General features: G+C 71.8%; 23 protein-coding genes. 18 read left to right on the forward strand and 5 right to left on the reverse strand.

Annotated elements, in window-relative coordinates; all coding sequences use genetic code 11:
• Window positions 1-35: 35 nt before the first annotated feature.
• Entirely contained in the window at window positions 36-542 is a 507-nt protein-coding gene (locus tag BJ975_RS06990; RefSeq protein WP_179424448.1) for a PH domain-containing protein, read from the forward strand.
• The gene (locus tag BJ975_RS06995; protein ID WP_179424449.1) at window positions 526-1,836 is read left to right on the forward strand and encodes a PH domain-containing protein; all 1,311 of its coding nucleotides are present in this window, start codon (window positions 526-528) and stop codon (window positions 1,834-1,836) included. Before BJ975_RS06990 ends, BJ975_RS06995 begins: the two co-directional genes overlap by 17 nt.
• On the opposite strand, the gene dusB is transcribed toward BJ975_RS06995, so the two are convergent.
• Genes dusB through BJ975_RS07010 form a run of 3 tightly spaced genes read right to left on the reverse strand, consistent with a single transcriptional unit; the run spans window position 1,823 to window position 4,853 of the window.
• Window positions 1,823-2,959 (reverse strand): tRNA dihydrouridine synthase DusB, encoded by a 1,137-nt coding sequence (gene dusB / locus BJ975_RS07000; protein ID WP_179424450.1) that lies wholly within the window; start codon window positions 2,957-2,959, stop codon window positions 1,823-1,825. The genes BJ975_RS06995 and dusB overlap by 14 nt on opposite strands.
• Window positions 2,947-3,465, reverse strand: a complete 519-nt coding sequence (locus tag BJ975_RS07005; protein WP_179424451.1) for a hypothetical protein — start codon at window positions 3,463-3,465, stop codon at window positions 2,947-2,949. Before BJ975_RS07005 ends, dusB begins: the two co-directional genes overlap by 13 nt.
• Before the next feature lie 2 nt (window positions 3,466-3,467).
• Entirely contained in the window at window positions 3,468-4,853 is a 1,386-nt protein-coding gene (locus BJ975_RS07010) for a glycine--tRNA ligase (protein WP_179424452.1), read from the reverse strand.
• Between the two features lie 153 nt (window positions 4,854-5,006).
• On the opposite strand from BJ975_RS07010, the gene BJ975_RS07015 reads away from it, so the two are divergent.
• The 16 genes from BJ975_RS07015 to BJ975_RS07090 all read left to right on the forward strand — a co-directional run bounded on the left by BJ975_RS07015 (window position 5,007) and on the right by BJ975_RS07090 (window position 19,068).
• Complete coding sequence (locus BJ975_RS07015; RefSeq protein WP_179424453.1) at window positions 5,007-6,107, forward strand: ROK family transcriptional regulator; 1,101 nt, start codon at window positions 5,007-5,009, stop codon at window positions 6,105-6,107.
• 49 nt (window positions 6,108-6,156) lie between these two features.
• Window positions 6,157-7,407 carry an extracellular solute-binding protein gene (locus BJ975_RS07020; RefSeq protein ID WP_179424454.1) on the forward strand — a complete coding sequence of 417 codons (1,251 nt, stop codon included), beginning with the start codon at window positions 6,157-6,159 and terminating at the stop codon, window positions 7,405-7,407.
• A gap of 92 nt (window positions 7,408-7,499) precedes the next feature.
• Complete coding sequence (locus BJ975_RS07025) at window positions 7,500-8,399, forward strand: carbohydrate ABC transporter permease (RefSeq protein ID WP_218845754.1); 900 nt, start codon at window positions 7,500-7,502, stop codon at window positions 8,397-8,399.
• A complete protein-coding gene (locus BJ975_RS07030; RefSeq protein ID WP_179424455.1) occupies window positions 8,396-9,223 on the forward strand; it encodes a carbohydrate ABC transporter permease in 828 nt (275 codons plus the stop codon). Before BJ975_RS07025 ends, BJ975_RS07030 begins: the two co-directional genes overlap by 4 nt.
• The gene (locus BJ975_RS07035; RefSeq protein WP_179424456.1) at window positions 9,220-10,665 is read left to right on the forward strand and encodes a glycoside hydrolase family 3 protein; all 1,446 of its coding nucleotides are present in this window, start codon (window positions 9,220-9,222) and stop codon (window positions 10,663-10,665) included. The genes BJ975_RS07030 and BJ975_RS07035 overlap by 4 nt, the downstream gene beginning before the upstream one ends.
• Window positions 10,662-11,582: an ROK family protein gene (locus BJ975_RS07040; RefSeq protein ID WP_179424457.1), complete on the forward strand. Its 921-nt coding sequence runs from the start codon at window positions 10,662-10,664 to the stop codon at window positions 11,580-11,582. Before BJ975_RS07035 ends, BJ975_RS07040 begins: the two co-directional genes overlap by 4 nt.
• On the forward strand, window positions 11,582-12,340 hold the full coding sequence (nagB, locus tag BJ975_RS07045; protein WP_179424458.1) for a glucosamine-6-phosphate deaminase: 759 nt from the start codon (window positions 11,582-11,584) through the stop codon (window positions 12,338-12,340). The genes BJ975_RS07040 and nagB overlap by 1 nt, the downstream gene beginning before the upstream one ends.
• A gap of 28 nt (window positions 12,341-12,368) precedes the next feature.
• Window positions 12,369-13,433 (forward strand): ABC transporter ATP-binding protein, encoded by a 1,065-nt coding sequence (locus BJ975_RS07050; RefSeq protein WP_179424459.1) that lies wholly within the window; start codon window positions 12,369-12,371, stop codon window positions 13,431-13,433.
• A gap of 38 nt (window positions 13,434-13,471) precedes the next feature.
• Window positions 13,472-14,407, forward strand: coding sequence for a metal ABC transporter substrate-binding protein (locus tag BJ975_RS07055; protein WP_179424460.1), 936 nt, complete (start codon window positions 13,472-13,474; stop codon window positions 14,405-14,407).
• Window positions 14,404-15,189 carry a metal ABC transporter ATP-binding protein gene (locus BJ975_RS07060; RefSeq protein WP_317628298.1) on the forward strand — a complete coding sequence of 262 codons (786 nt, stop codon included), beginning with the start codon at window positions 14,404-14,406 and terminating at the stop codon, window positions 15,187-15,189. Before BJ975_RS07055 ends, BJ975_RS07060 begins: the two co-directional genes overlap by 4 nt.
• On the forward strand, window positions 15,186-16,016 hold the full coding sequence (locus BJ975_RS07065; protein WP_179424461.1) for a metal ABC transporter permease: 831 nt from the start codon (window positions 15,186-15,188) through the stop codon (window positions 16,014-16,016). The genes BJ975_RS07060 and BJ975_RS07065 overlap by 4 nt, the downstream gene beginning before the upstream one ends.
• The gene (locus BJ975_RS07070) at window positions 16,009-16,398 is read left to right on the forward strand and encodes a Fur family transcriptional regulator (RefSeq protein WP_179424462.1); all 390 of its coding nucleotides are present in this window, start codon (window positions 16,009-16,011) and stop codon (window positions 16,396-16,398) included. Before BJ975_RS07065 ends, BJ975_RS07070 begins: the two co-directional genes overlap by 8 nt.
• A complete protein-coding gene (locus BJ975_RS07075; RefSeq protein ID WP_179424463.1) occupies window positions 16,386-17,255 on the forward strand; it encodes a 3-methyladenine DNA glycosylase in 870 nt (289 codons plus the stop codon). The genes BJ975_RS07070 and BJ975_RS07075 overlap by 13 nt, the downstream gene beginning before the upstream one ends.
• A complete protein-coding gene (locus BJ975_RS16720; protein ID WP_179424464.1) occupies window positions 17,252-17,698 on the forward strand; it encodes a GNAT family N-acetyltransferase in 447 nt (148 codons plus the stop codon). The genes BJ975_RS07075 and BJ975_RS16720 overlap by 4 nt, the downstream gene beginning before the upstream one ends.
• Window positions 17,699-18,601 (forward strand): PfkB family carbohydrate kinase, encoded by a 903-nt coding sequence (locus tag BJ975_RS07085; protein ID WP_179424465.1) that lies wholly within the window; start codon window positions 17,699-17,701, stop codon window positions 18,599-18,601.
• Between the two features lie 26 nt (window positions 18,602-18,627).
• Window positions 18,628-19,068 carry a VOC family protein gene (locus tag BJ975_RS07090; protein ID WP_179424466.1) on the forward strand — a complete coding sequence of 147 codons (441 nt, stop codon included), beginning with the start codon at window positions 18,628-18,630 and terminating at the stop codon, window positions 19,066-19,068.
• Here the strand turns inward: BJ975_RS07090 and BJ975_RS07095 are convergent, their stop codons facing one another.
• Together BJ975_RS07095 and BJ975_RS07100 are read right to left on the reverse strand one after the other, a co-directional pair.
• Complete coding sequence (locus BJ975_RS07095) at window positions 19,069-20,049, reverse strand: TIGR03557 family F420-dependent LLM class oxidoreductase (RefSeq protein ID WP_179424467.1); 981 nt, start codon at window positions 20,047-20,049, stop codon at window positions 19,069-19,071.
• Between the two features lie 86 nt (window positions 20,050-20,135).
• Window positions 20,136-20,498: a hypothetical protein gene (locus BJ975_RS07100; protein ID WP_179424468.1), complete on the reverse strand. Its 363-nt coding sequence runs from the start codon at window positions 20,496-20,498 to the stop codon at window positions 20,136-20,138.
• Window positions 20,499-20,572 lie beyond the last annotated feature (74 nt).

The following is a 20,572-nucleotide window of genomic DNA, read 5'->3' on the forward strand; positions in this document are numbered from 1 at the left end:
TACACGCTCGGACGGCCCACCCTAGGGTGGAGCGCATGCGTCAGGACCTGTTCACCAGTCCCGAGGGCCAGTGGACCCCGGTCTCGCCCCAGCTCGCCACGGCGCGCGGACTCATCGGCACGGCCTGCGGTCTCGTGCTCGTGCTCGTCTCGGTGGGCGCGTGGCTCCCGCTCCGCGACTCGATGGGCGGCTGGGCCCCCGTCCTGTGGCTGCCCGCCGCACTCGGGCTCGGCCTGATCGCCTGGATCTGGTGGTGGGCGCCGCGGAACCGCCGCAGCTGGGGCTACGCCGAGGCCGAGGACGACTTCGTGGTCCGCGGCGGCATCATGTTCCGGCGTCTCGTCGTCGTGCCCTACGGCCGCATGCAGTTCGTCGACGTGCAGTCCGGTCCGGTGGCCCGCGCGTTCGGCTTCGGCACCGTCACGCTGCACACCGCCTCGACCTCCACCGCCGCGGAGATCCCCGGCGTCCCGCTCGACGAGGCCAAACGCCTGCGCGACCGGCTGACCGACCTCGGTGAGGGCCATGGCGCCGGCGTCTGAGGCGCACCGCACCCACCCCCTGACCGCCCTGCTCCAAGGGCTCATCTGGGGCGCGGGCGTCGCGGTGGCGCTGTCGTGGCAGGCCTTCGACTTCCAGGACCCGAACTGGTGGGCGCTCGCGAGCCTGCCCGCGGGATTCCTGCTGGGGGCCGCGGGCGGCTGGGTCAGCTGGCTGTTCACCCGCTACGTCATCGACGACGAGGAGATCCGCGTCGAGCGCGGCGTCCTGTTCAAGTCGTCGCGCCGCATCCCGTTCGAGCGACTCCAGTCCGTCGACATCAACGAGCCGCTCGTGGCGCGCCTCGTGGGACTGTCGGAGCTGACGATCGAGATGGCCGGCGGCTCGGACTCGCGCACGCGACTGCGCTTCCTGACGCTCGCCGAGTCGCGCCGGCTGCGCCGGCTCCTGCTCGAGCGCGCCCACGGCGCCCCCGAGGAGCACGCGGAGGACGGTGAGCCCGTGCCCCAGGAGCACCGCCAGGTGCTGCACGTCGTGCCCCCGGACCGGATCATCCTCGGCACCCTGCTGTCGCTGGACTTCGTCGGCACGGTCCTCGCGGCGATCGCCTCGATCGTCTTCGCGGTCTTCACCGAGACGGGGTGGGCGCTGCTGGCCATCCTCGTCCCCACGCTGTGGGGCATCGGGCAGATGATCACGAATCGGATCATCGCCCAGTGGGACTTCACGCTCTCGCGCCATCCGCGCGGTCTGCGGATCGAGCGCGGCCTGCTCAGCCGCAGCTCGCAGACCATCCCGTTCGACCGCGTGCAGGGCATCGGCGTGGTCGAGCCGATCGTGTGGCGCCGGTACACGTGGTGCCGCCTCGACGTGGACGTGGCGGGCTACGGCGCGGCCAGCGACGAGAGCGGCGGTGTCTCCTCGACGACCCTGCTGCCGATCGCCGACCGCGACCTCGCCCGCCGGATCGTCGACGAGCTCGTGCCCGATCCTGACCGCGGCACCGGGCGCCGGGTCCGGCCGACCAGTCGCTCGCGGGTCTTCGCGCCGATCGGCTGGCGCTACCGCTGGCTGGCCGCCACCGACCACACCGTCACGACCGCCACCGGGTGGATCACGCGACACCGCTCGGTGGTCCCGCACCACAAGGTCCAGTCCGTGGAGTTCTCCCAGGGCCCGGTCCAGCGGCGCTTCAAGGTGGCGACCGTCAAGGTGCACACGCCCGACGGGCCCGTCTCGGCCCAGGCACACCACCTCGACGAGGACGTCGCCCGCGCCATCACGTTCGACGAGGTCGAGCGCGCGCGAGCGGCGCGGAGGCTCAGCCGCCGCTGATGTCGCTCTCGGCGTCGGCGTCCATGGCGCCGGACATCTCGCGCGAGTCCAGCCAGCCCTCGGGCAGCACGACCTTGCGCGGCGAGCCCTGACGGCCGCGCGGCACGCCGAGCTCGGCGACGGGGAACGGCACCGTCGGGTCGAGCTCGGACAGCAGCTCGTCGAGGGCGCGGTAGGAGCTCACGTGGCCGAGACGGTCGCGCACGCTGGAGCCCGCCGGAAAGCCCTTGAGGTACCACGCGACGTGCTTGCGGAACTCGATGCTGCCGCGCTCCTCGCCGAGCCACTCCCCCAGCAGCTGGGCGTGGCGTCGCATGACGTCCATGACCTCGCCGAGGTTCGGCAGCGTGGCGACGGTGCGGCCGTCGAACGCCGCGGCCAGGTCGCGGAAGAGCCACGGACGACCGAGGCAGCCGCGGCCGACGACGACGCCGTCGCAGCCGGTCTGCTCGACCATCGCGAGGGCGTCGGAGGCCTCCCAGATGTCGCCGTTGCCCAGCACCGGGATGTCGACGGCGGCCTTGAGCTCGCCGATCGCGCTCCAGTCGGCGCGGCCGCTGTAGTGCTGGGCGGCGGTGCGGCCGTGCAGCGCGATCGCGGCGGCGCCGGTGTCCTGCGCGATGCGGCCGGCGTCGAGGTACGTCAGGTGGTCGTCGTCGATGCCCTTGCGGGTCTTCATCGTGACGGGCACGCCGTAGGGCTCCGCCGCCTTCACGGCCTTCGTCAGGATCTGGCCGAGCAGCGTGGCCTTCCACGGCAGCGCGGATCCGCCGCCCTTGCGGGTCACCTTGGGCACGGGGCAGCCGAAGTTGAGGTCGACGTGGTCGACGCCGTGGTCGGCGCACAGGATCTCCACGGCGCGGCCGACGGTGTCGGGATCGATGCCGTAGAGCTGCACCGACCGCACCTGCTCGCCCTCGGCGAACGTCAGCATCGACAGGCTGACCCGGTCGCCCTCGACGAGCCCGCGACTGGTGATCATCTCGCACACGTACAGACCGGCGCCCTGCTCGGCGCACAGACGTCGGAAGGCGACGTTGGTGACGCCGGCCATGGGGGCGAGCACGACCGGCACGTCGACGTGGACGCGCCCGAGGTCGAGGCCCCGCGTCAGGACAGCCATCGCACCGCCGTCGTCACGTCGCCGGGCTGGAAGTCGACCGACTCCACCGCCGTGCCCTCGGGCACGAAGTACAGCAGGCAGCCGCGCACCGTCCGGCCGGCGGCCAGCGTGGCGCCCAATCTCGGCGCCTTGCACGTGGAGAGGCCGGACGGGGCGGGCGTGGCCGGGACGAGCACGTCGCCCGCGGCGCGCACCCACCACGGCGCGCCCCCGGGGAACGCCGCGTCGGCGGGGCCGCGATTGCCCATCACGACTCGAACGTAGTACGCCTGCATGCCGTCGGGCACGGCGAACAGGGCGAGGTCGCGGGCGGGCGCCTTGGTCACGCCGGCGACGCCGAGGGTGAGCGCGGTGGCGTCCTCGGCGCCGTCCGGCGGGTAGTCGACCGCGAGCGACTTCCCCAGAGCCGTCTCGGTGGGGGCCGGGGCCTCCTGCGGCGCCGGGTCCTCACCGCCCGAGCAGGCTGAGAGCGCGAGCAGCAGGGCCGCGGCGGCGAGCGCCCGCATGCTCAGCAACCGACGAGGCGCGACGCGAGGTACCCGCTGACCTGGTCCAGGCCGATGCGCTCCTGCGACATGGAGTCGCGCTCGCGGATCGTCACGGCGTCGTCCTCGAGCGTGTCGAAGTCGACCGTGATGCAGTACGGCGTGCCGATCTCGTCCTGGCGGCGGTAGCGCTTGCCGATGGCCTGCGCGTCGTCGAAGTCGACGTTCCAGTTCTGGCGCAGCTCGGCCGCGAGGTCGCGCGCCTTCGGCGACAGGGCCTCGTTGCGCGACAGCGGCAGCACCGCGGCCTTGACCGGCGACAGGCGCGGGTCGAGGCGCAGCACGGTGCGCTTGTCGACGCCGCCCTTGGCGTTCGGGGCCTCGTCCTCGGTGTACGCGTCGACGAGGAACGCCATCAGCGAGCGGTTGACGCCGGCCGCGGGCTCGATGACGTAGGGCGTCCAGCGCTCGTTGTTGGCCTGGTCGAAGTACGACAGGTCCTGGCCCGAGTGCTGGGCGTGGGTCGACAGGTCGAAGTCGGTGCGGTTCGCGACGCCCTCGAGCTCACCGAACTCCGAGCCGGCGAAGCCGAAGCGGTACTCGATGTCGACCGTGCGCTTGGAGTAGTGCGAGAGCTTCTCGGCCGGGTGCTCGTAGAGGCGCAGGTTGTCGGGGTTCACGCCGAGGTCGGTGTACCACTTCAGGCGCGTGTCGATCCAGTACTGGTGCCACTCCTCGTCCTCGCCGGGCTTGACGAAGAACTCCATCTCCATCTGCTCGAACTCGCGCGTGCGGAAGATGAAGTTGCCGGGCGTGATCTCGTTGCGGAAGCTCTTGCCGATCTGGCCGATGCCGAACGGCGGCTTCTTGCGCGAGGAGGTCATGACCTGCGAGAAGTTCACGAAGATGCCCTGCGCGGTCTCGGGGCGCAGGTAGTGCAGGCCCTCCTCGGACTCCACCGGGCCGAGGAACGTCTTGAGCAGGCCGTTGAACATGCGCGGCTCGGTCCACTCGCCGCGGGTGCCGCAGTTCGCGCACACGAGGGTGGACATCTCGACCGCGTCGGGATCGTCGAGGCCGTGCTTCTCGGCGTACGCCTCCTGGAGGTGGTCCTGGCGGTAGCGCTTGTGGCACTGCAGGCACTCGACCAGCGGATCGACGAAGGCGGCGAGGTGGCCGGAGGCCTCCCAGACGGGGGTCGGCAGGATCACCGAGGAGTCGAGGCCGACGACGTCGTCGCGGCCCTGCACCATGGAGCGCCACCACTGGCGCTTGACGTTCTCCTTGAGCTCGACGCCCAGGGGCCCGTAGTCCCACGCGGAGCGGGTGCCGCCGTAGATCTCGCCGCACTGGTAGACGAAGCCGCGGCGCTTGCACAGGCTGATGACGGTGTCGATGACTGATGCCATGGGAAGGAAATCCTGTCCGGCTGGATGTCGGCGGGCCACTGCGCGTCGTCGTGACAACGCGCGCCCGAGGTCAGCGATCCACGATACCCCCGACCGCGAACGAGTCTGCTCGAACCCCTTGACGAGACTTAGTTAGTTTGGTGCACTAACTGCGTGACGACGACCACAGTGAACCGCCGAGCCGTGGGCAAGGTGCGTCCGGCCGACACCCGCCGGCACCACCGCACCCTGCTGCTGCAGCACCTCGTGGACCAGGGCCCCACCACACGGGCCGACCTGGCGCGCGAGACCGGTCTCACCCGCGTGACCGTCTCCGACCTCGTCGCCGAGATGCTCGCCGAGTCGCTCGTCGACGACATCGGCGCCCGCCCCGGCACGCACCTGGGCAAGCCCGCCACCCTCGTGGCGATCTCGGAGAGCGCGCCCGTCATCGTGGCCGTCGACCTCTCCGACGACTCCGGCTTCGACGGCGCTGTCGTCGACCTCCACGGCCGGGTCCTCCTGCGCGAGCAGGCCCCCTTCTCCCGCGGTGCCGACGCCGTCGACGACGTCTCCCGACTCGTCGCCCGCCTCGTCGAGCGCGCTCCACGTCGCGTGCTCGGCATCGGCGTCGGCACCCCGGGCATCATCGACGACGAGGCCGGCGTCGTGCTGCAGGCCCCGAACCTGGCCTGGGACGACGTCCCCCTCGCCGCCACGCTGGGCGAGCGCCACGGACTGCCCGTGTGTGTCGGCAACGACGCCAACATCGCCGCGGTCGCCGAGGGCGCCTTCGGCGACGGCGACGACGCCGGCCTGCTGATGGTCACGATCGGCCAGGGCGTGGGCGGCGGGATCCTCGTCGACGGCCACCCGGTGGCCGGTCCGCTGCGCTCGGCCGGCGAGATCGGCCACATCGTCGTCGATCCCGACGGCGCCGCCTGCGCCTGCGGCAACCGTGGCTGCCTCGAGACGCTGCTCAGCGCGCCCGCGCTGCGCGCCGCCGGCTCAGACGCCGCCCGCAGCCACGTCGGCGACCTCCTCGGCTCGGTCCTGACGCCGATCGTGACGACCCTCGGCATCGCCGACGTCGTCCTGCACGGACCGACCGACCTGCTCGACGGACCCGTGCTGGAGGCAGCACGCGCGGCCGTCGCGCGCCAGAGTCTCCCCTTCGTCGCCCAGCGCATCAGGATCCGCCTGGTCGCCCACGACGAGCTCGTCCTGACCGGGGCGGCGGCGCTGGTGCGCCATCGCGAGCTGGGAGTCGTGTGAGGTGCGCCGCGCCGAACACTCCACCACCACCATTCATGGGAGGCACATCATGAAGCTCCGCAAGTTCGCGGCGAGCGCGGCCGTGGCCGGACTCGCCCTCAGCGCGCTCGCCGCGTGCGGGAGCGGCGACGACGAGGGGTCGTCCGACTCCGGGTCCGACACCATCACGCTCTGGCTCGCCGGCAAGGAGGACACCCCGAAGGAGGCGTCCGACTGGCTCGAGAAGGAGTTCGCCGCCGAGCACGACGGCAAGACCCTCAAGATCGAGCGCATCGACTGGGGCGAGCTGCTGACCCGCCTCAACACCGCGCTGCCGAGCGACAAGTCGCCCGACGTCGTGGAGATCGGCAACACCCAGGCCGCCTCGTTCACCAGCATCGGCGCGTTCACCGACCTCACCGACAAGGCCGACGAGCTCGGCTCGATGGGTCCGGAGTCGTTCGTCGAGGCCGGCACGTGGGACGACAAGCTCTACGCCGTGCCGTACTACTGGGGCTCGCGCTACGTCTTCTACAGCAAGAAGGCCCTCAAGGACGCCGGACTGGAGCCGCCGAAGACACTCGCCGACTTCAGCACCGCCGCCGCGAAGCTGAAGACCGAGGGCGGCGACAAGTACAGCGGCTTCTGGCTGCCCGGCCAGGACTGGCGCAACGGCATCAGCTGGGTCTTCGCGCACGGCGGCGACATCGCCGTCCAGGAGGGCGACCAGTGGGTCGGCAAGCTGTCCTCTGCCGAGTCGGTGAAGGGACTCGAGCAGTGGCAGCAGCTGGCCCAGGACGCCACGACGGCGCCGAAGGACGGCAAGGACGAGGAGGCCTGGACCCCGTTCAACAACGGCGAGGCCGCGATGTTCATGGCGCCCAGCTGGGCCCGCTGGTCGGTGGCCGAGGACAAGGCCGAGGACCTCGGCGCGTTCGCGCTGCCGGGCGTCGACGGCGACGCGGCCCCGGTCTTTGCCGGCGGCTCGAACATCGCCGTGTCGGCCAAGTCGAAGAACCAGGACCTGGCCTTCGACGTGCTCAAGCTGATCTACAGCGACGACTACCAGCAGCTGCTCGCCAAGAACGGCCTCGGCCCGGCGAACGACGAGTTCACGTCCCTCATGGGCGACGACGAGTTCGCCACCGCGGCCGTCGAGGCGGCCAGCAACTCCAAGCTCACGCCGACCTCGCCCAACTGGGCCGCGGTCGAGACGTCGAGCGTGATGGAGGAGTTCTTCGGGGCCATCGCGAGCGGCGAGGACGTCGCCACCGTCGCGAAGGCCACGGACGCCAAGCTCGAGGCCGAGCTCAACAAGTGACGCCTCGACACTGAAGGAGCCGGTGGGGCCCGGTCGATCGGCCGGGCCCCACCGCCTGCCACGAACACACTGCGCAGGGGAGGGAGGGAACGATGAGCACACAGACGATGACCCGTCGGGTCGGACCGTACGCACTGCTGGTGCCGTCGCTGGTGATCCTCGCGATCGCCATGGGATATCCGCTCGTGCGCCAGGTCGTGATGTCGTTCCAGGAGTACGGCCGGGCCCAGCAGTTCGGCCAGCCGGCGCCCTTCGTGGGCCTGGACAACTACGTCGACCTGTTCACCGACGCCCAGATGTGGGCGGTGGTCGGCCGGTCGCTGGCCTTCTGCGCGGTCAACGTGGCCGTCACGATGCTGCTCGGCATCGCGATCGCCCTGCTGCTGCGACGCGTGTCCCGCGGCCCCCGGCTGACGCTCCAGATCGCGATGCTGCTCGCGTGGGCGATGCCGGTGATCGCCGCGATGACCTCGTGGCAGTGGCTCTTCGACACCCGGTACGGCGTCATCAACTGGACACTCGTCAAGCTGGGCTTCGAGTCCTTCGACGGCCACAACTGGCTGACCAACCCGTGGTCGTTCTACTTCGTCGCCACCGTGATCGTCGTGTGGATGAGCGTGCCGTTCGTGATGTTCACCGTCTACGCGGCACTGACCCAGGTGTCGGAGGACGCCCTCGAGGCCGGCGAGCTCGACGGCGCCAGCCCGTGGCAGCGCTTCCGGCACATCGTCTACCCGACGATCCGCCCCGTCCTGACGATCACGCTGCTGCTGCAGGTCGTGTGGGACCTGCGCGTGTTCGCCCAGATCTACTACCTGCAGGGCGTCGGCGGCACCCCGAGCAAGACCCATCTGCTCGGCACGTACATCTACACGCTCGGCATCGGCCAGAGCGACTACGGCATGGCGTCCGCCCTGGCGATGTTCGTGCTGGTGCTGACGCTCGTCCTGACCGCCGGCTACGTCCGCGCCCTGCTGAGGGAGTCCCGATGAGCCGCACCCTGAGCCGACGCCTGTGGGGCGCCCTGGCGATCGTGATCGCGGTCGTGTGGGTGTTCCCCGTCTACTGGATCCTCAACAGCGCGTTCCAGCCGGCCGACCGGCTGCGCTCCCCCGAGCCCGCGTGGTTCCCGCGCGACCTCACCGGCTCGGGCTTCGCCCGAGTCTTCGACGACGCGTTCCTCGACTCGTTCAAGCTCAGCATCACGGTCACGCTGCTCGCCGTCGTCTGCGCCGGACTGTGTGCGTTCCTGGGCGCCGTCGCGATCTCGCGCTTCCGCTTCCGCGGGCGCGTCCAGTTCATCCTCGTCGTGCTGGCAATCCAGATGATCCCGCCCGAGGCGCTGTTCATCAGCCAGTACAAGATGCTCGGCGACGCCGGGCTCTACAACACCGTCGGCGGTCTCGGGCTGCTCTACGTCGCGATGATCCTGCCGTTCACGATCTGGATGCTGCGCGGCTTCGCCGACGGCGTCCCGATCGATCTCGAGGAGGCGGCGATGGTGGACGGCTGCAGCCGCACCCGCGCGTTCTTCACGATCACCTTCCCGCTGCTGGCTCCCGGCCTGGTCGCCGCCAGCGTGTACGGCTTCCTCCAGGCGTGGAACGAGTTCACCCTCGCGGTGGTCGTGATGGATCCGTCCAACCGCACGCTGCCGCTGTGGCTGCGCGGGCTGTCCGACGTCTCGAACGAGGCCATCGACTGGCCCGGCGTCATGGCCGGCGCGACGATGGTCGCCGTCCCGGTGATCGTCTTCTTCATGATCGTGCAGGGCCGGATGACGTCCGGCCTCGTCTCGGGGGCGGTGAAGGGATGAGCGGCTCCGTGCGCGCCGACGCCCACGGCGTGATGCTGGCGGCCTTCCACGGGCCCGACGTGCCCGCGTGGCTCGGTCCGGCGTTCGAGGGCGGCCTGGCGGGGATCTGCCTCTACGGGGACAACCTGCCGGCCGACGGCGACGTCCGGCCGGTCGCGCGCGCCGTCGCGGCGCTCGATCCGACGCGGGTCCTGGCGCTCGACGAGGAGGGTGGCGACGTCACGCGGCTGCACATGGCCGACGGCAGCCCCCACCCGGGCAACGCGGCGCTCGGCGTCGTGGACGACGTCCAGCTCACGCGCACGATCGCCGCCGGCATCGGGGCGGAGCTCCGCGAGGCGGGCGTGTGGCTCGACCTCGCGCCGTGCGCCGACGCGAACAGCAACCCGGCCAACCCCGTCATCGGGACGCGCAGCTTCGGCGCCGACCCGGGCCTCGTGGCCCGCCACGTCGCCGCGTTCGTCGAGGGCCTCGCCTCGGTGGGCGTCGCGGCCAGCGTGAAGCACTTCCCCGGCCACGGCGACACGAGCGCCGACTCCCACCTCACGCTCCCCCGCGTCGACGCGTCCGCCGAGGTCCTGCACGAGCGTGAGCTGGTGCCGTTCCGCGCGGCGATCGCCGCGGGTGCCGCCTCGATCATGACCTCGCACGTCGTGCTGGCCGCGTTCGACCCGGACCGACCCGCCACGCTGAGCTCGGCTGTCCTCACCGGACTGCTGCGCGAGGAACTCGGCTACGACGGCGTGATCGTCAGCGATGCCCTCGACATGGCGGGCGCGAGCGGCACGCTGGGACTCGGTGGCGCCGCGGTCGCGTCCTTGGCGGCCGGTGCCGACCTGCTGTGCCTCGGACCGGAGGCGTCCGCGGAGCCCCGTGCGCTCGCGGAGGCCGTCGACGCGGTCGTCGCCGCCGTCGAGTCCGGAACGCTGGACCGCGGGAGACTCCGCGACGCGGCCGCCCGGGTCGAGCGGCTGCGCGCCACGTGGTCGGAGCGGCCTCCCGTCGAGGCGGGCGCCGTCGAGGCCGGTCGCGTGGCCGCCGAGAAGGTCGCGTCCGAGGTCGTGTCGCGGCTCGGCGTGGCTCCCCTGCACGGCCGCGCCACCGTGGTGCGCATCGACACCGGCACCAACCCGGCGGTCGGCTGGACCGACTGGGGCCGCCTCGACGTGGACGCCGAGGTGGTCGACCTGACCGCGCGCGACCTCGACGGTGTCGGGCCCTTCGGCGGCGAGGTCCTCGTGGTCACCCGTCGCGCCACGGCTCATCCCGACGTCTGGGCGTGGGTAGCGCAGCAGCTCGAGGCGAACCCCCAGGCCCGTCTCGTCGAGCTGGCGTGGCCCGACCCGCGACTGGCCGGACGCCCCGACGTCGTGTGCACGATGGGCTCGTCCGCCGCCCTGCTGGCCGCCCTGTCGCGGGCGCTGAGGGGTGAGGTCTCGTGACCCCGATCCTCGTGGGCCTCGACATCGGCGGCACGTCCGTCAAGGCCGTGGCGGTCTCCCCCGGCGACCCCACCGGGCCCGCCCTGGCCGAGGTGCGTCACCGCACCGAGCCCGGCGAGTCGGGCATCCGCGCCGGGATCACCGCCGCCGTGCACTCCCTCGCGGCCGAGGTCGGACCCGACGCCGAGGTGGCCGGCATCGGCGTCGGCATCCCGGGGTTCGTCAGCCGGGGCGCCGTCTCGCACGCCGTGAACCTCGGCCTCGGCGCCGAGCCGCTCGACCTGCTCCCGACCCTGCGCTCGCTCACGTCCGGCCCGGTGGGGGTCGAGAACGACGTCAACACCGCCGCGCTCGGCGCGGGCGGCTGGGTGGCGCGGCACGACCCCGGCGTCGACGACTACGCCTTGCTGAACATCGGCACCGGCCTGGCCGCGGGACTCGTCCTCGACGGCCGGCTACGCGCCGGTGCCACCGGGATGGCCGGCGAGATCGGCCACCTGGTCTTCGACCGCAGCGGTCCGACCTGCCCGTGCGGCCAGACGGGCTGTCTCGAGCTCTACGCCTCCGGCAGCGGGATGCGGCGCACGTGGAGTGGCACCGCGCGCCAGCTCCTCGACGCCGCGGCGGCGGGCGACCCCGTCGCCGTCCGCACGGCCGCCGACCTCACCGCCGGCATCGCGCACGCGATCACGCTGCTGGCCTACGCGCCTGACGTCGCCCTGATCCTCGTCACGGGTGGGGTCGTCTCGCGCAACCCCGCGCTGCGCCGGGCCGTGACTGCCCGACTCGACCACGACGACCACACGGTGGTCGGCCGCGCCGTCCCGGTCGGCGACCGCGTGCGCTGGCTGCCCGAGGACGTCGCCGTCGGCACCCGCGGCGCCGCCCTCCTCGTCGCCGAGGGGGTGCGGGTCTGATGGAGGTCGTCATCACGTCCAGCCCGGGCGAGGTCGCGGCGGACGCGATCTCCGGGCACGTGCACCCCGGCGCGGTGCTGGGGCTGGCCACGGGCTCGTCGCCGCTGCCGGTCTACGAGGAGCTGCTGCGCCGGCGCGACGCGGGCACCCTGTCGTTCGACGGCGTGCGTGCGTTCACCCTGGACGAGTACCTCGGCCTGCCGCGGTCGCACCCGCAGAGCTACCACTCGGTGATCCGCCGCGACTTCACCGACCGCGCGGGGATCGAGGTCGACGGACCCGACGGCGAGGCCAAGGACGTCCCCGCCGAGGCGGCACGGTACGAGGCCGCCATCGCGGCCGCCGGCGGCATCGACGTCCAGCTGCTCGGCATCGGCACGGACGGCCACATCGGCTTCAACGAGCCCGGCTCGTCGCTCGCGTCGCGCACCCGCACCAAGACACTCACGCCGCAGACCCGGCAGGACAACGCGCGCTTCTTCGACTCGGTCGAGGAGGTGCCAGTCCACGTGCTGACGCAGGGCCTCGGCACGATCCTCGACGCGCGCCACGTCGTCCTCGTGGCGACCGGAGCGACCAAGGCAGCAGCCGTCGCGGCCGCGGTGGAGGGCCCCGTGAGCGCGTTCTGCCCCGCCTCGGTGCTCCAGCTGCACCCGCACGTGACGTTCGTCGTCGACCCCGACGCGGCGTCCGAGCTGCGGCTCCTCGACTACTACCGCTTCACGGTCGCCCACAAGCCGGACTGGCAGCCGTGGTGACCATGACCCCGACGAAGGGAGCAGCACCGTGGCATCGGTGACGTTCGACCAGGCGACCCGCATCTTCGACGGCCAGGAGCGGCCGACCGTGGACGCGATGGACCTGGCCATCGAGGACGGCGAGTTCCTCGTGCTGGTCGGTCCGTCCGGCTGCGGCAAGTCCACGACCCTGCGCATGCTCGCGGGACTCGAGGACGTCGACTCCGGTCGCGTCCTCATCGGCGACCGCGACGTCACGCGGTTGGCGCCGAAGGACCGGGACATCGCGATGGTGTTCCAGAACTACGCGCTGTACCCGCACATGACCGTGGCCGAGAACATGGGCTTCGCGCTGAAGATCGCGGGCATCCCGAAGGCCGAGGTGCGCACCCGGGTGGAGGAGGCGGCCACGATCCTCGACCTCGTGCCCTACCTCGACCGCAAGCCCAAGGCGCTCTCCGGTGGCCAGCGGCAGCGCGTGGCGATGGGCCGCGCCATCGTCCGCTCGCCGCAGGTCTTCCTGATGGACGAGCCGCTGTCGAACCTCGACGCCAAGCTGCGCGTGCAGACCCGCACCCAGATCGCCGCGCTCCAGCGCCGGCTCGGCACGACGACGGTCTACGTCACCCACGACCAGGTCGAGGCCATGACGATGGGCGATCGCGTCGCGGTCATGGAGGCCGGCGTCCTGCAGCAGGTGGCGACGCCGCGCGAGATCTACGACCACCCAGCCAACGTCTTCGTCGCCGGCTTCCTCGGCTCCCCCGCGATGAACCTGCTCGACCTGCCCGTCGTCGATGGCGGCGTGCGGCTCGGCGACGCCGTGGTGCCGATCGAGCGGTCGGTCCTCGCGCAGGCCGGGCCCGTCGTCACCATCGGCGTGCGGCCCGAGAACCTCGGCATCAGCGAGCAGGGGCTGCCGATCACCGTCTCGGTCGTCGAGGAGACCGGCGCCGACGCGTACCTCTACGGGCACACCGAGAGCCTCACGGACAACCTCGTCGCGCGCACCGACTGGCGCAACCCGCCCGAGAAGGGCAGCGAGATCCGGCTGTCCCCGCTGGACCTCTCGCAGGTGCACGTGTTCGACCCGACCACGGGGGGCCGGCTCTGATTTGACAACCGTTCTCACTCTTCTTGAGAATGGTTGTCATGAAGCTGCTTGCCGGTGCCGCCTGCACCGCCCTCCTCGCCGGAACCCTCGTCGCGTGCGCCGGGTCGGGTGACGACGACGGTCGCACCTCGGTCGTCGCGTCGTTCTACCCCGCCGCGTTCCTCGCCGAGCGCATCGGCGGCGAGAGCGTCTCCGTCGAGACCCTGACCTCCCCCGGCGCCGAGGCCCACGACCTCGAGCTCACCGCCAAGCAGGTGGTCGACGTCAACGAGGCCGACGTCGTCGTCTACCTCACCCACTTCCAGGAGGCCGTCGACCACGCCGTCGAGGACGCCGACCGCGACTCGGCCACCACGGTCGACCTGGCCGCCGGCGTCGAGGAGATCGCCGACGAGGAAGGTCACGACCACGACCACGACGAGGACCACGAGGGGCACGACCACGACCACGGCGGCATCGATCCGCACGTGTGGCTCGACCCGGCGAACATGGTGACCGCCGCCGAGGGCGTGCGCGACGCGCTGGTCGAGGCCGACCCCGACCAGGCCTCCACCTTCGAGACGAACGCCGATGAGCTGATCGCCGAGCTCGAGGCGCTCGACGCCGACTTCACGAAGGGCCTCGCCTCGTGCGAGCGCACCGAGTTCGTCACGTCGCACGCGGCGTTCGGCCACCTCGCCCACGCGTACGACCTCACGCAGGTGCCGATCAGCGGCATCGACCCGCAGTCCGAGCCCACCACGGCGGCGCTCGCGGAGATCACCGAGCAGGTCAAGGAGCACGGTCTGACGACCGTGTTCACCGAGCGACTGGCGTCGTCGGCGCTCGCCGAGACGGTCGCCCGCGAGACCGGTGCGGCCACCGCCGTGCTCGACCCGATCGAGGGCCTGTCGGACGAGACGGCCGACGAGGACTACGTTTCCCTCATGAGGCAGAACCTCGAGGCACTGGTGAAGGCGAACGGCTGCCAGTGACCGACCCCTCCACCCCCGTCATCGACGCCACGGGCGTCCGGGTCGACCTCGCCGGCACTCAGGTGCTGCGCGGGGTCGACCTGCGAGTCATGCCGGGCGAGTTCGTGACCATCCTGGGGGCGAACGGCTCGGGCAAGTCCACGCTCGTGCGCGCACTCGTCGGCCTGCTGCCGCACCGCGGCTCGGTCCGGCTCTTCGGCACGCCCCTCGACCAGTTCCGCGACCACCAGCGCGTCGGCTACATGGCCCAGCGTCCCGAGGTGTTCTCCGGCGTCCCGGCCACCGTGACCGAGGTCGTCGTGAGCGGCGCGCTGTCGCGCCGGCCGCGCTTCGGCTGGCCGTCGCGCGCCGACCGGGCCGCCGCGGCCGAGCTCATCGAGCGCGTGGGGCTTGCCCACCTCGCGAAGCGGCCCCTCACCCACCTGTCCGGTGGCCAGCAGCAGCGCGCGCACATCGCTCGCGCCCTGGTCGCCGACCCCGACCTCGTCGTCATGGACGAGCCGATGGCCGGCATCGACGCGCACAGCGCGGAGGTCTTCGCCGACCTGCTGGGCGAGCTGGACGAGCGCGGCACCGCGATCGTCATGGTCGCCCACGAGCTCGGCCCGCTGGCGCCGCTCGTCGACCGCGCGGTGCACCTGGACTCCGGACTCGTCGAGTACGAGGGGCCGGCGCAGGGGCCCGGGACGCACGACCACGCCCACGACCACGCGCACAGCAGCGAGCCCGCGGTGACGCGTCCCGTGCCCGCCGAGGGACCGCTCCCGGGAGGCGCCGCATGAGCGTCCTCTCCTACTCCTTCATGCAGTACGCGCTCGTGGCGGCGATCGTCACGGGCCTGTCGGCACCGGCCGTGGGCACGTTCGTCGTCCAGCGGCGCCTGGCCCTGCTCGGCGACGGTCTCGGCCACGTGGCGCTCACCGGCGTCGCGCTCGGCCTGCTGACGGGCGTCGCTCCGCTGACCACCGCGATCGTCGTGGCCGTCGGCGGCGCGATCCTGCTCGAGATCCTGCGCAGCGTCGGCCGCACCAGCGGGGACCTCGCACTGGCGATGCTCTTCTACGGAGGCCTCGCGGGCGGCGTGCTGTTGACGAACCTCGCCGGCGAGTCCGCCGCCACGCTCAACCAGTACCTCTTCGGCTCGATCATCACGATGAGCCGCACCGACCTCGTGATCGTCGTCGCTCTCGGCCTGGTCGTGATCGCCACGACGATCGCCCTGCGTCCGCAGCTGTTCGCCGTGTGCCAGGACGAGTCCCAGGCGCGCGTCATGGGCATCCCGGTGAGGCTGTACGGCATGCTCATCGCGGTGCTCGCGGCCGTCACGATCACCGTCGCGATGCGCACGGTGGGACTGCTGCTGGTCTCGGCGCTGATGGTGGTCCCGGTCGCGGCGTCCCAGCAGGTCACCCGCAGCTTTCGCTCCACGCACCTCGCTGCCATGGCGATCGGGCTGTTCTCGGCGGTCACCGGCCTGCTCGTGAGCTACCAGATCGACACCCAGCCGGGCCCCACGATCGTCGTGATCGCCCTCGCCGTGTTCGTCGTGACCGCCCTGGCCCACGCACTGACACACGTCCGCACCCGACAGGAGGCACCTCGTGGTTGAGGCACCCCGCAACACCCGCCAGCGCCGAGCCGTCGCCGAGCTGATGGAGGACCTCGACGGGTTCTCCTCCGCGCAGCAGATCCACGCGATGCTCGCGTCGCGCGGCGAGAACGTCGGCCTGTCCACGGTCTACCGCACCCTGCAAGCGCTCGCCGACGCCGAGGAGATCGACGCGCTGCGCTCCGATGACGGCGAGACGCTGTACCGCCAGTGCAGCCGCGGTCACCACCACCACCTCGTCTGCCGCGCGTGCGGTCGCACGGTGGAGGTCGAGGGCCCCACCGTCGAGCGCTGGGCCGACCGGGTCGCCGAGGAGAACGGCTTCGCCGACGTCTCCCACACGCTGGAGATCTTCGGCACCTGCGGATCATGCAGGTCCTGAGCCGATCCGCATGGCTGCCACTCGCCGAGGCGCACCGTGAACGCGCCCGGCGGCACACAGCACCCCACCTGGCACGGCGGGCCGACGGCGAGAAGCACCCCGTCGCGGACTTCCTGTTCGAGTACTACAACCTGTCCCCGGGCGCGCTCGAGCGCTGGCACCCGGGGCTCGGCGTCGGTCTGGCCGATGCACCCGAGTACGCCGCGCTGGGGGCCTACGTCGAGTCCGACGGCGTCGCGACGGTGGACGCCTCCCGGCTGGGGAAGCGGCTCTCGGGGCTGCGGTGGACCCGCGAGCTGCTGGCACGAACGGCTGCCCGGTCCCCGCGCACCGGCTGCTTCGGCCTGCACGAGTGGGCGATGGTCTACCGCGAAGCCGACGACCGCCGACATCCCGCTCCCCTGCGGCTCGGCGCCGCCGGCACGGACGAGGTGGTGGAGTCGAACCGGCTCGTCTGCACGCACGTGGACGCGTTCCGCTTCTTCACCGACGAGGCGCGCCCGCTGAACGTCGAGGTGCTCGGCCGTGAGCACCAGCTCGACCGCGAGCAGCCCGGCTGCCTCCACGCGACGATGGACCTCTACCGGATCGCGTTCCGGCTGCTGCCGTTCGTCGAGGCGACGATCGTCCTCGACACGTTCGAGCTCGCGCTGGCCGTGCGCGAGGTCGACATGAAGGCCTCCCCCTACGACCTCGCGGACCTCGGCTACGAGCCCATCCGCATCGAGACGCCCGAGGGCAAGGCCGAGTACGTCCGCCGCCAACGCGGGTTCACCGAGGCGGCGGCCCCACTGCGCGCGAGGCTCCTCGAGCACGTCGAGCAGCTGCTCGGCCAGCCGACTATCGTCAACCCGTGACGACCCCCACGATCACCGCACGTCCCGGCCCCGAGCTCAGCGCCCGTGAGGTCTATGAAATCTGGCGCATCCGCGACGTCGTCTTCGCGGTCGAGCAGCAGTGCGACGAGCCCGACGTCGACGGCGTCGACCTGGCCGACGACTGCACCCACCTGTGGATCGCGGACGCGAACGGCTTCGTCCAGTCCTACCTGCGCACCTACCTGTCGAACGGCGTCCGCAAGGTCGGCCGCGTGGCCACCCTGAAGGAGGCGCGCGGCCAGGGCCTCTCGGGCGCCCTCGTCCGCGAGGTCGTGAACCGCTGGGGCGACACCGAGATCCGGCTCGGCGCCCAGGCCTACCTCGAGAACTGGTACGGCTCGTTCGGCTTCGTCACCACCGGCCCGCACTTCATGGAGGCCGGCATCGACCACGTCCCCATGACCCGGCAGGCGACTCCGTAGATGAGCGCGGCGCGCGTGCCCCGCGCCCTCGTCGTCGGCGAGGCGCTGATGGACGTCACGCGCATGCCCGACGGCAGCGTCGCCGAGCATCCCGGCGGCTCGCCGCTGAACGTGGCGGTGACCATGGCGCGTCAGGGCATCGACACGACGCTCGCCGCTCACGTGGGCGACGACCACTTCGGCGCGCTGATCCGAGCTCATCTCGCCGAGAGCGGCGTGACGCTGGCGAACGCGAACGTCTCCCTGCCCACCGCGTCGGCGACCGCGACGATCGGCGCCGACGGCTCGGCCACGTACGAGTTCGACCTCCGCTGGAACCCGAACGAGCTGCCCGACCTGGAGGACTTCCACCTCGTCCACGTCGGCTCGATCGGTGCGTGGATGGCGCCCGGCGCCGACGTCGTCCTCGACCTCGTCCGACGCGCGCACGCTGCCGGTCGGGCGGTCGGCTTCGACCCCAACGTCCGGCCCGCGCTCGCGCCGTCGGTCCCGCTGCTCCGCGAGCGCGTCCTCGAGCTCGCCGCCCTCAGCCGGTTCGTGAAGCTGAGCGACGAGGACGCCGACGTGCTCGCCGAGGACCCGGGAGGCCCGCTCTCGGTGCTGCGGCTCCTGGCCGGTCATGGACCCGCGCTGGCGGCCCTGACTCGGGGCGGGGAGTCGGCGCTGCTCTGCTCCGGGTCCGACGAGGTCGAGGTCCGGGTCCCGCCGGTCGAGGTCGCCGACACGATCGGCGCCGGCGACACCTGGATGGGAACGCTGCTGGCCGAGCTGCTGCGGCGGGGCTGGGCCGACCGGACGTCGTTCGCGGCCGACGAGCTGCAGTCCCTCGGACACGCCGCCGTGGCGGCCGCAGCGATCACCGTCTCCCGCCCCGGCGCCGACCCGCCGTGGCGCGACGACTGACCGATTCCGTGGGTAGCGTGCAGCGCATGGACATCAAGCTCGAGAACGTCGGCATCGCGGTGCGCGACCTCGAGGCGGCGATCGCCTTCTTCACCGACCTGGGGCTGACGGTCCTCGGCCGCGACACGGTGAGCGGCTCGTGGACCGACACGGCCGTCGGCCTCGACGGCAACCACGCCAACATCGCGATGCTCCAGACGCCGGACGGCCTCGGCCGGCTCGAGCTCTTCGAGTACCTCCACCCCGACGCGATCGAGACGGAGCCGACGCAGCCGAACGAGATCGGCATGCATCGCGTGGCCTTCTCCGTCCCCGACCTCGATGCGGCGCTCGAGATCGCGGCGCGTCACGGCTGCCACCCGCTCCGCGGCGTGGCGACCTACGAGGACATCTACCGGCTCACCTACGTCCGCGGGCCCAGCGGCATCATCGTGATGCTGGCGCAGGACCTGCGCCAGTCGGACTGATCAGTCGCCGAACTCCTGCTGCAGCGCGGCCAGGATCTCGGGCGCGGCCTCGAAGAACCGGTCCTGGCCCTCGTCGCCGATCTGCAGGAGCGCGAGGTCCGTGAAGCCCGCCTCGGCGAACGGCCGCACGGCCTCGACCACGGCGCCGATGTCGTCGCCGCACGCGATCTGGTCGGCGACGTCCTCCGGCCGCACGAACTGCGTGGCGGCGTCGAACGCGGACGGGCCGGGCAGCTCGGCGTTGACCTTCCAGCCGCCGGCGAACCAGCGGAACTGCTCGTGGGCTCGTGTCACCGCCCGCTCACGGTCAGAGTCCCACGAGATCGGCAGCTGACCGACCTTGCGCGCCGGGGAGTTCGCGCCGACCGCCTCGTCGTAGTTCGCGACGGCGTCGGCGTCGGGCTCGACCGCGATCATGAAGTCGCTCCACGGAGCGGCGACCTCGATGGACTGCGGGCCGCTGACGGCGACGCCGATGGGCACCCGCACTTCGGGCAGGTCCCAGAGCTTCGCCGAGTCGACCCGGTAGTGGTCGCCCACGAAGTTCACGTAGCCGCCGTCGAACAGCTCGTTGATGATCTGCAGTGCCTCGGAGAACGCCTCGTGGCGCACGTTGACCGGGTCCCAGCCCTCGCCGACCACGTGCTCGTTGAGGTTCTCGCCCGCGCCCAGGCCCAGCGAGAACCGACCACCGCTCAGGACACCGAGGGTCGCGGCCTGCTGCGCCACCACCGTGGGGTGGTAGCGACCGATCGGGCACGTCACGTAGGTCATGAGCTCCAGCGCCTGCGTCGCCTGGGCGACCGCGCCGAGCGTCACCCAGGCGTTGGGGCTGTGGCCCTGCTCGTCCAGCCACGGGTTGAAGTGGTCGCTCATGACGGCGAACGGGAACCCCACCTCCTCGGCCTTCCGGGCGTACGTCACCAGGCTCGTCGGCGGGGACTGCTCGCACATGAGGGTGCATCCGATGGAGAGACTCATGCCGGGGGTGTACCCGGGACGGCAGGCCGTCACTCACCTCTCTCCACTTTTGGAACGCGTTGAACCGTTCGTTCACCCAGAACGGTTCAACGCGTTCCAAAAGTGGAGAGGGCGCGCGCCAGGCCGAAGCCGAGTGCGACGCCCGCGGCGACCAGCGCCACGGTCACCATGGGATGCACGGCCATGAACCCGAGGAACAGCGTGACGACGGCGACAGCCAGGGTCGCGCGGGCGCCCAGCACGAGGGCCTGGACGCAGCCCATCACGGCTCCGGCCAACAGCGGGAGCCACACCGCAGTGCTGCGGACGTCGTCGTCCAGGAAGAACGCGGACCCGTACGAGGAGTCGTAGATCGCGTACGCGACCAGGTAGTTCGCCACGGTGGACACGACGACGCCGATCCCCAGGAAGGCCATGCGTCCGAGCCCGGTCTGCTCCGTCGTCGTCACATCCGTCACCCTAGATCCGGGGGCGTGTGCTGTCCGCGGATTCGTCGAGGGGCTCGCGCCGAGGCGACGGGTGC

Source organism: Aeromicrobium tamlense, assembly GCF_013408555.1.
GTDB classification, from domain to species: Bacteria; Actinomycetota; Actinomycetes; order Propionibacteriales; family Nocardioidaceae; genus Aeromicrobium; species Aeromicrobium tamlense.

Coding starts and splice junctions, on each gene's coding strand:
- BJ975_RS07055 (WP_179424460.1), top strand. CDS start 13,472: ATGAAGCTGCTTGCCGGTGCCGCCTGCACCGCCCTCCTCGCCGGAACC.
- BJ975_RS06990 (WP_179424448.1), top strand. CDS start 36: ATGCGTCAGGACCTGTTCACCAGTCCCGAGGGCCAGTGGACCCCGGTC.
- nagB (WP_179424458.1), top strand. CDS start 11,582: ATGGAGGTCGTCATCACGTCCAGCCCGGGCGAGGTCGCGGCGGACGCG.
- BJ975_RS07075 (WP_179424463.1), top strand. CDS start 16,386: ATGCAGGTCCTGAGCCGATCCGCATGGCTGCCACTCGCCGAGGCGCAC.
- BJ975_RS07090 (WP_179424466.1), top strand. CDS start 18,628: ATGGACATCAAGCTCGAGAACGTCGGCATCGCGGTGCGCGACCTCGAG.
- BJ975_RS07005 (WP_179424451.1), bottom strand. CDS start 3,465: ATGCGGGCGCTCGCCGCCGCGGCCCTGCTGCTCGCGCTCTCAGCCTGC.
- BJ975_RS06995 (WP_179424449.1), top strand. CDS start 526: ATGGCGCCGGCGTCTGAGGCGCACCGCACCCACCCCCTGACCGCCCTG.
- dusB (WP_179424450.1), bottom strand. CDS start 2,959: ATGGCTGTCCTGACGCGGGGCCTCGACCTCGGGCGCGTCCACGTCGAC.
- BJ975_RS07030 (WP_179424455.1), top strand. CDS start 8,396: ATGAGCCGCACCCTGAGCCGACGCCTGTGGGGCGCCCTGGCGATCGTG.
- BJ975_RS07085 (WP_179424465.1), top strand. CDS start 17,699: ATGAGCGCGGCGCGCGTGCCCCGCGCCCTCGTCGTCGGCGAGGCGCTG.
- BJ975_RS07035 (WP_179424456.1), top strand. CDS start 9,220: ATGAGCGGCTCCGTGCGCGCCGACGCCCACGGCGTGATGCTGGCGGCC.
- BJ975_RS07020 (WP_179424454.1), top strand. CDS start 6,157: ATGAAGCTCCGCAAGTTCGCGGCGAGCGCGGCCGTGGCCGGACTCGCC.
- BJ975_RS07025 (WP_218845754.1), top strand. CDS start 7,500: ATGAGCACACAGACGATGACCCGTCGGGTCGGACCGTACGCACTGCTG.
- BJ975_RS07065 (WP_179424461.1), top strand. CDS start 15,186: ATGAGCGTCCTCTCCTACTCCTTCATGCAGTACGCGCTCGTGGCGGCG.
- BJ975_RS07095 (WP_179424467.1), bottom strand. CDS start 20,049: ATGAGTCTCTCCATCGGATGCACCCTCATGTGCGAGCAGTCCCCGCCG.
- BJ975_RS07010 (WP_179424452.1), bottom strand. CDS start 4,853: ATGGCATCAGTCATCGACACCGTCATCAGCCTGTGCAAGCGCCGCGGC.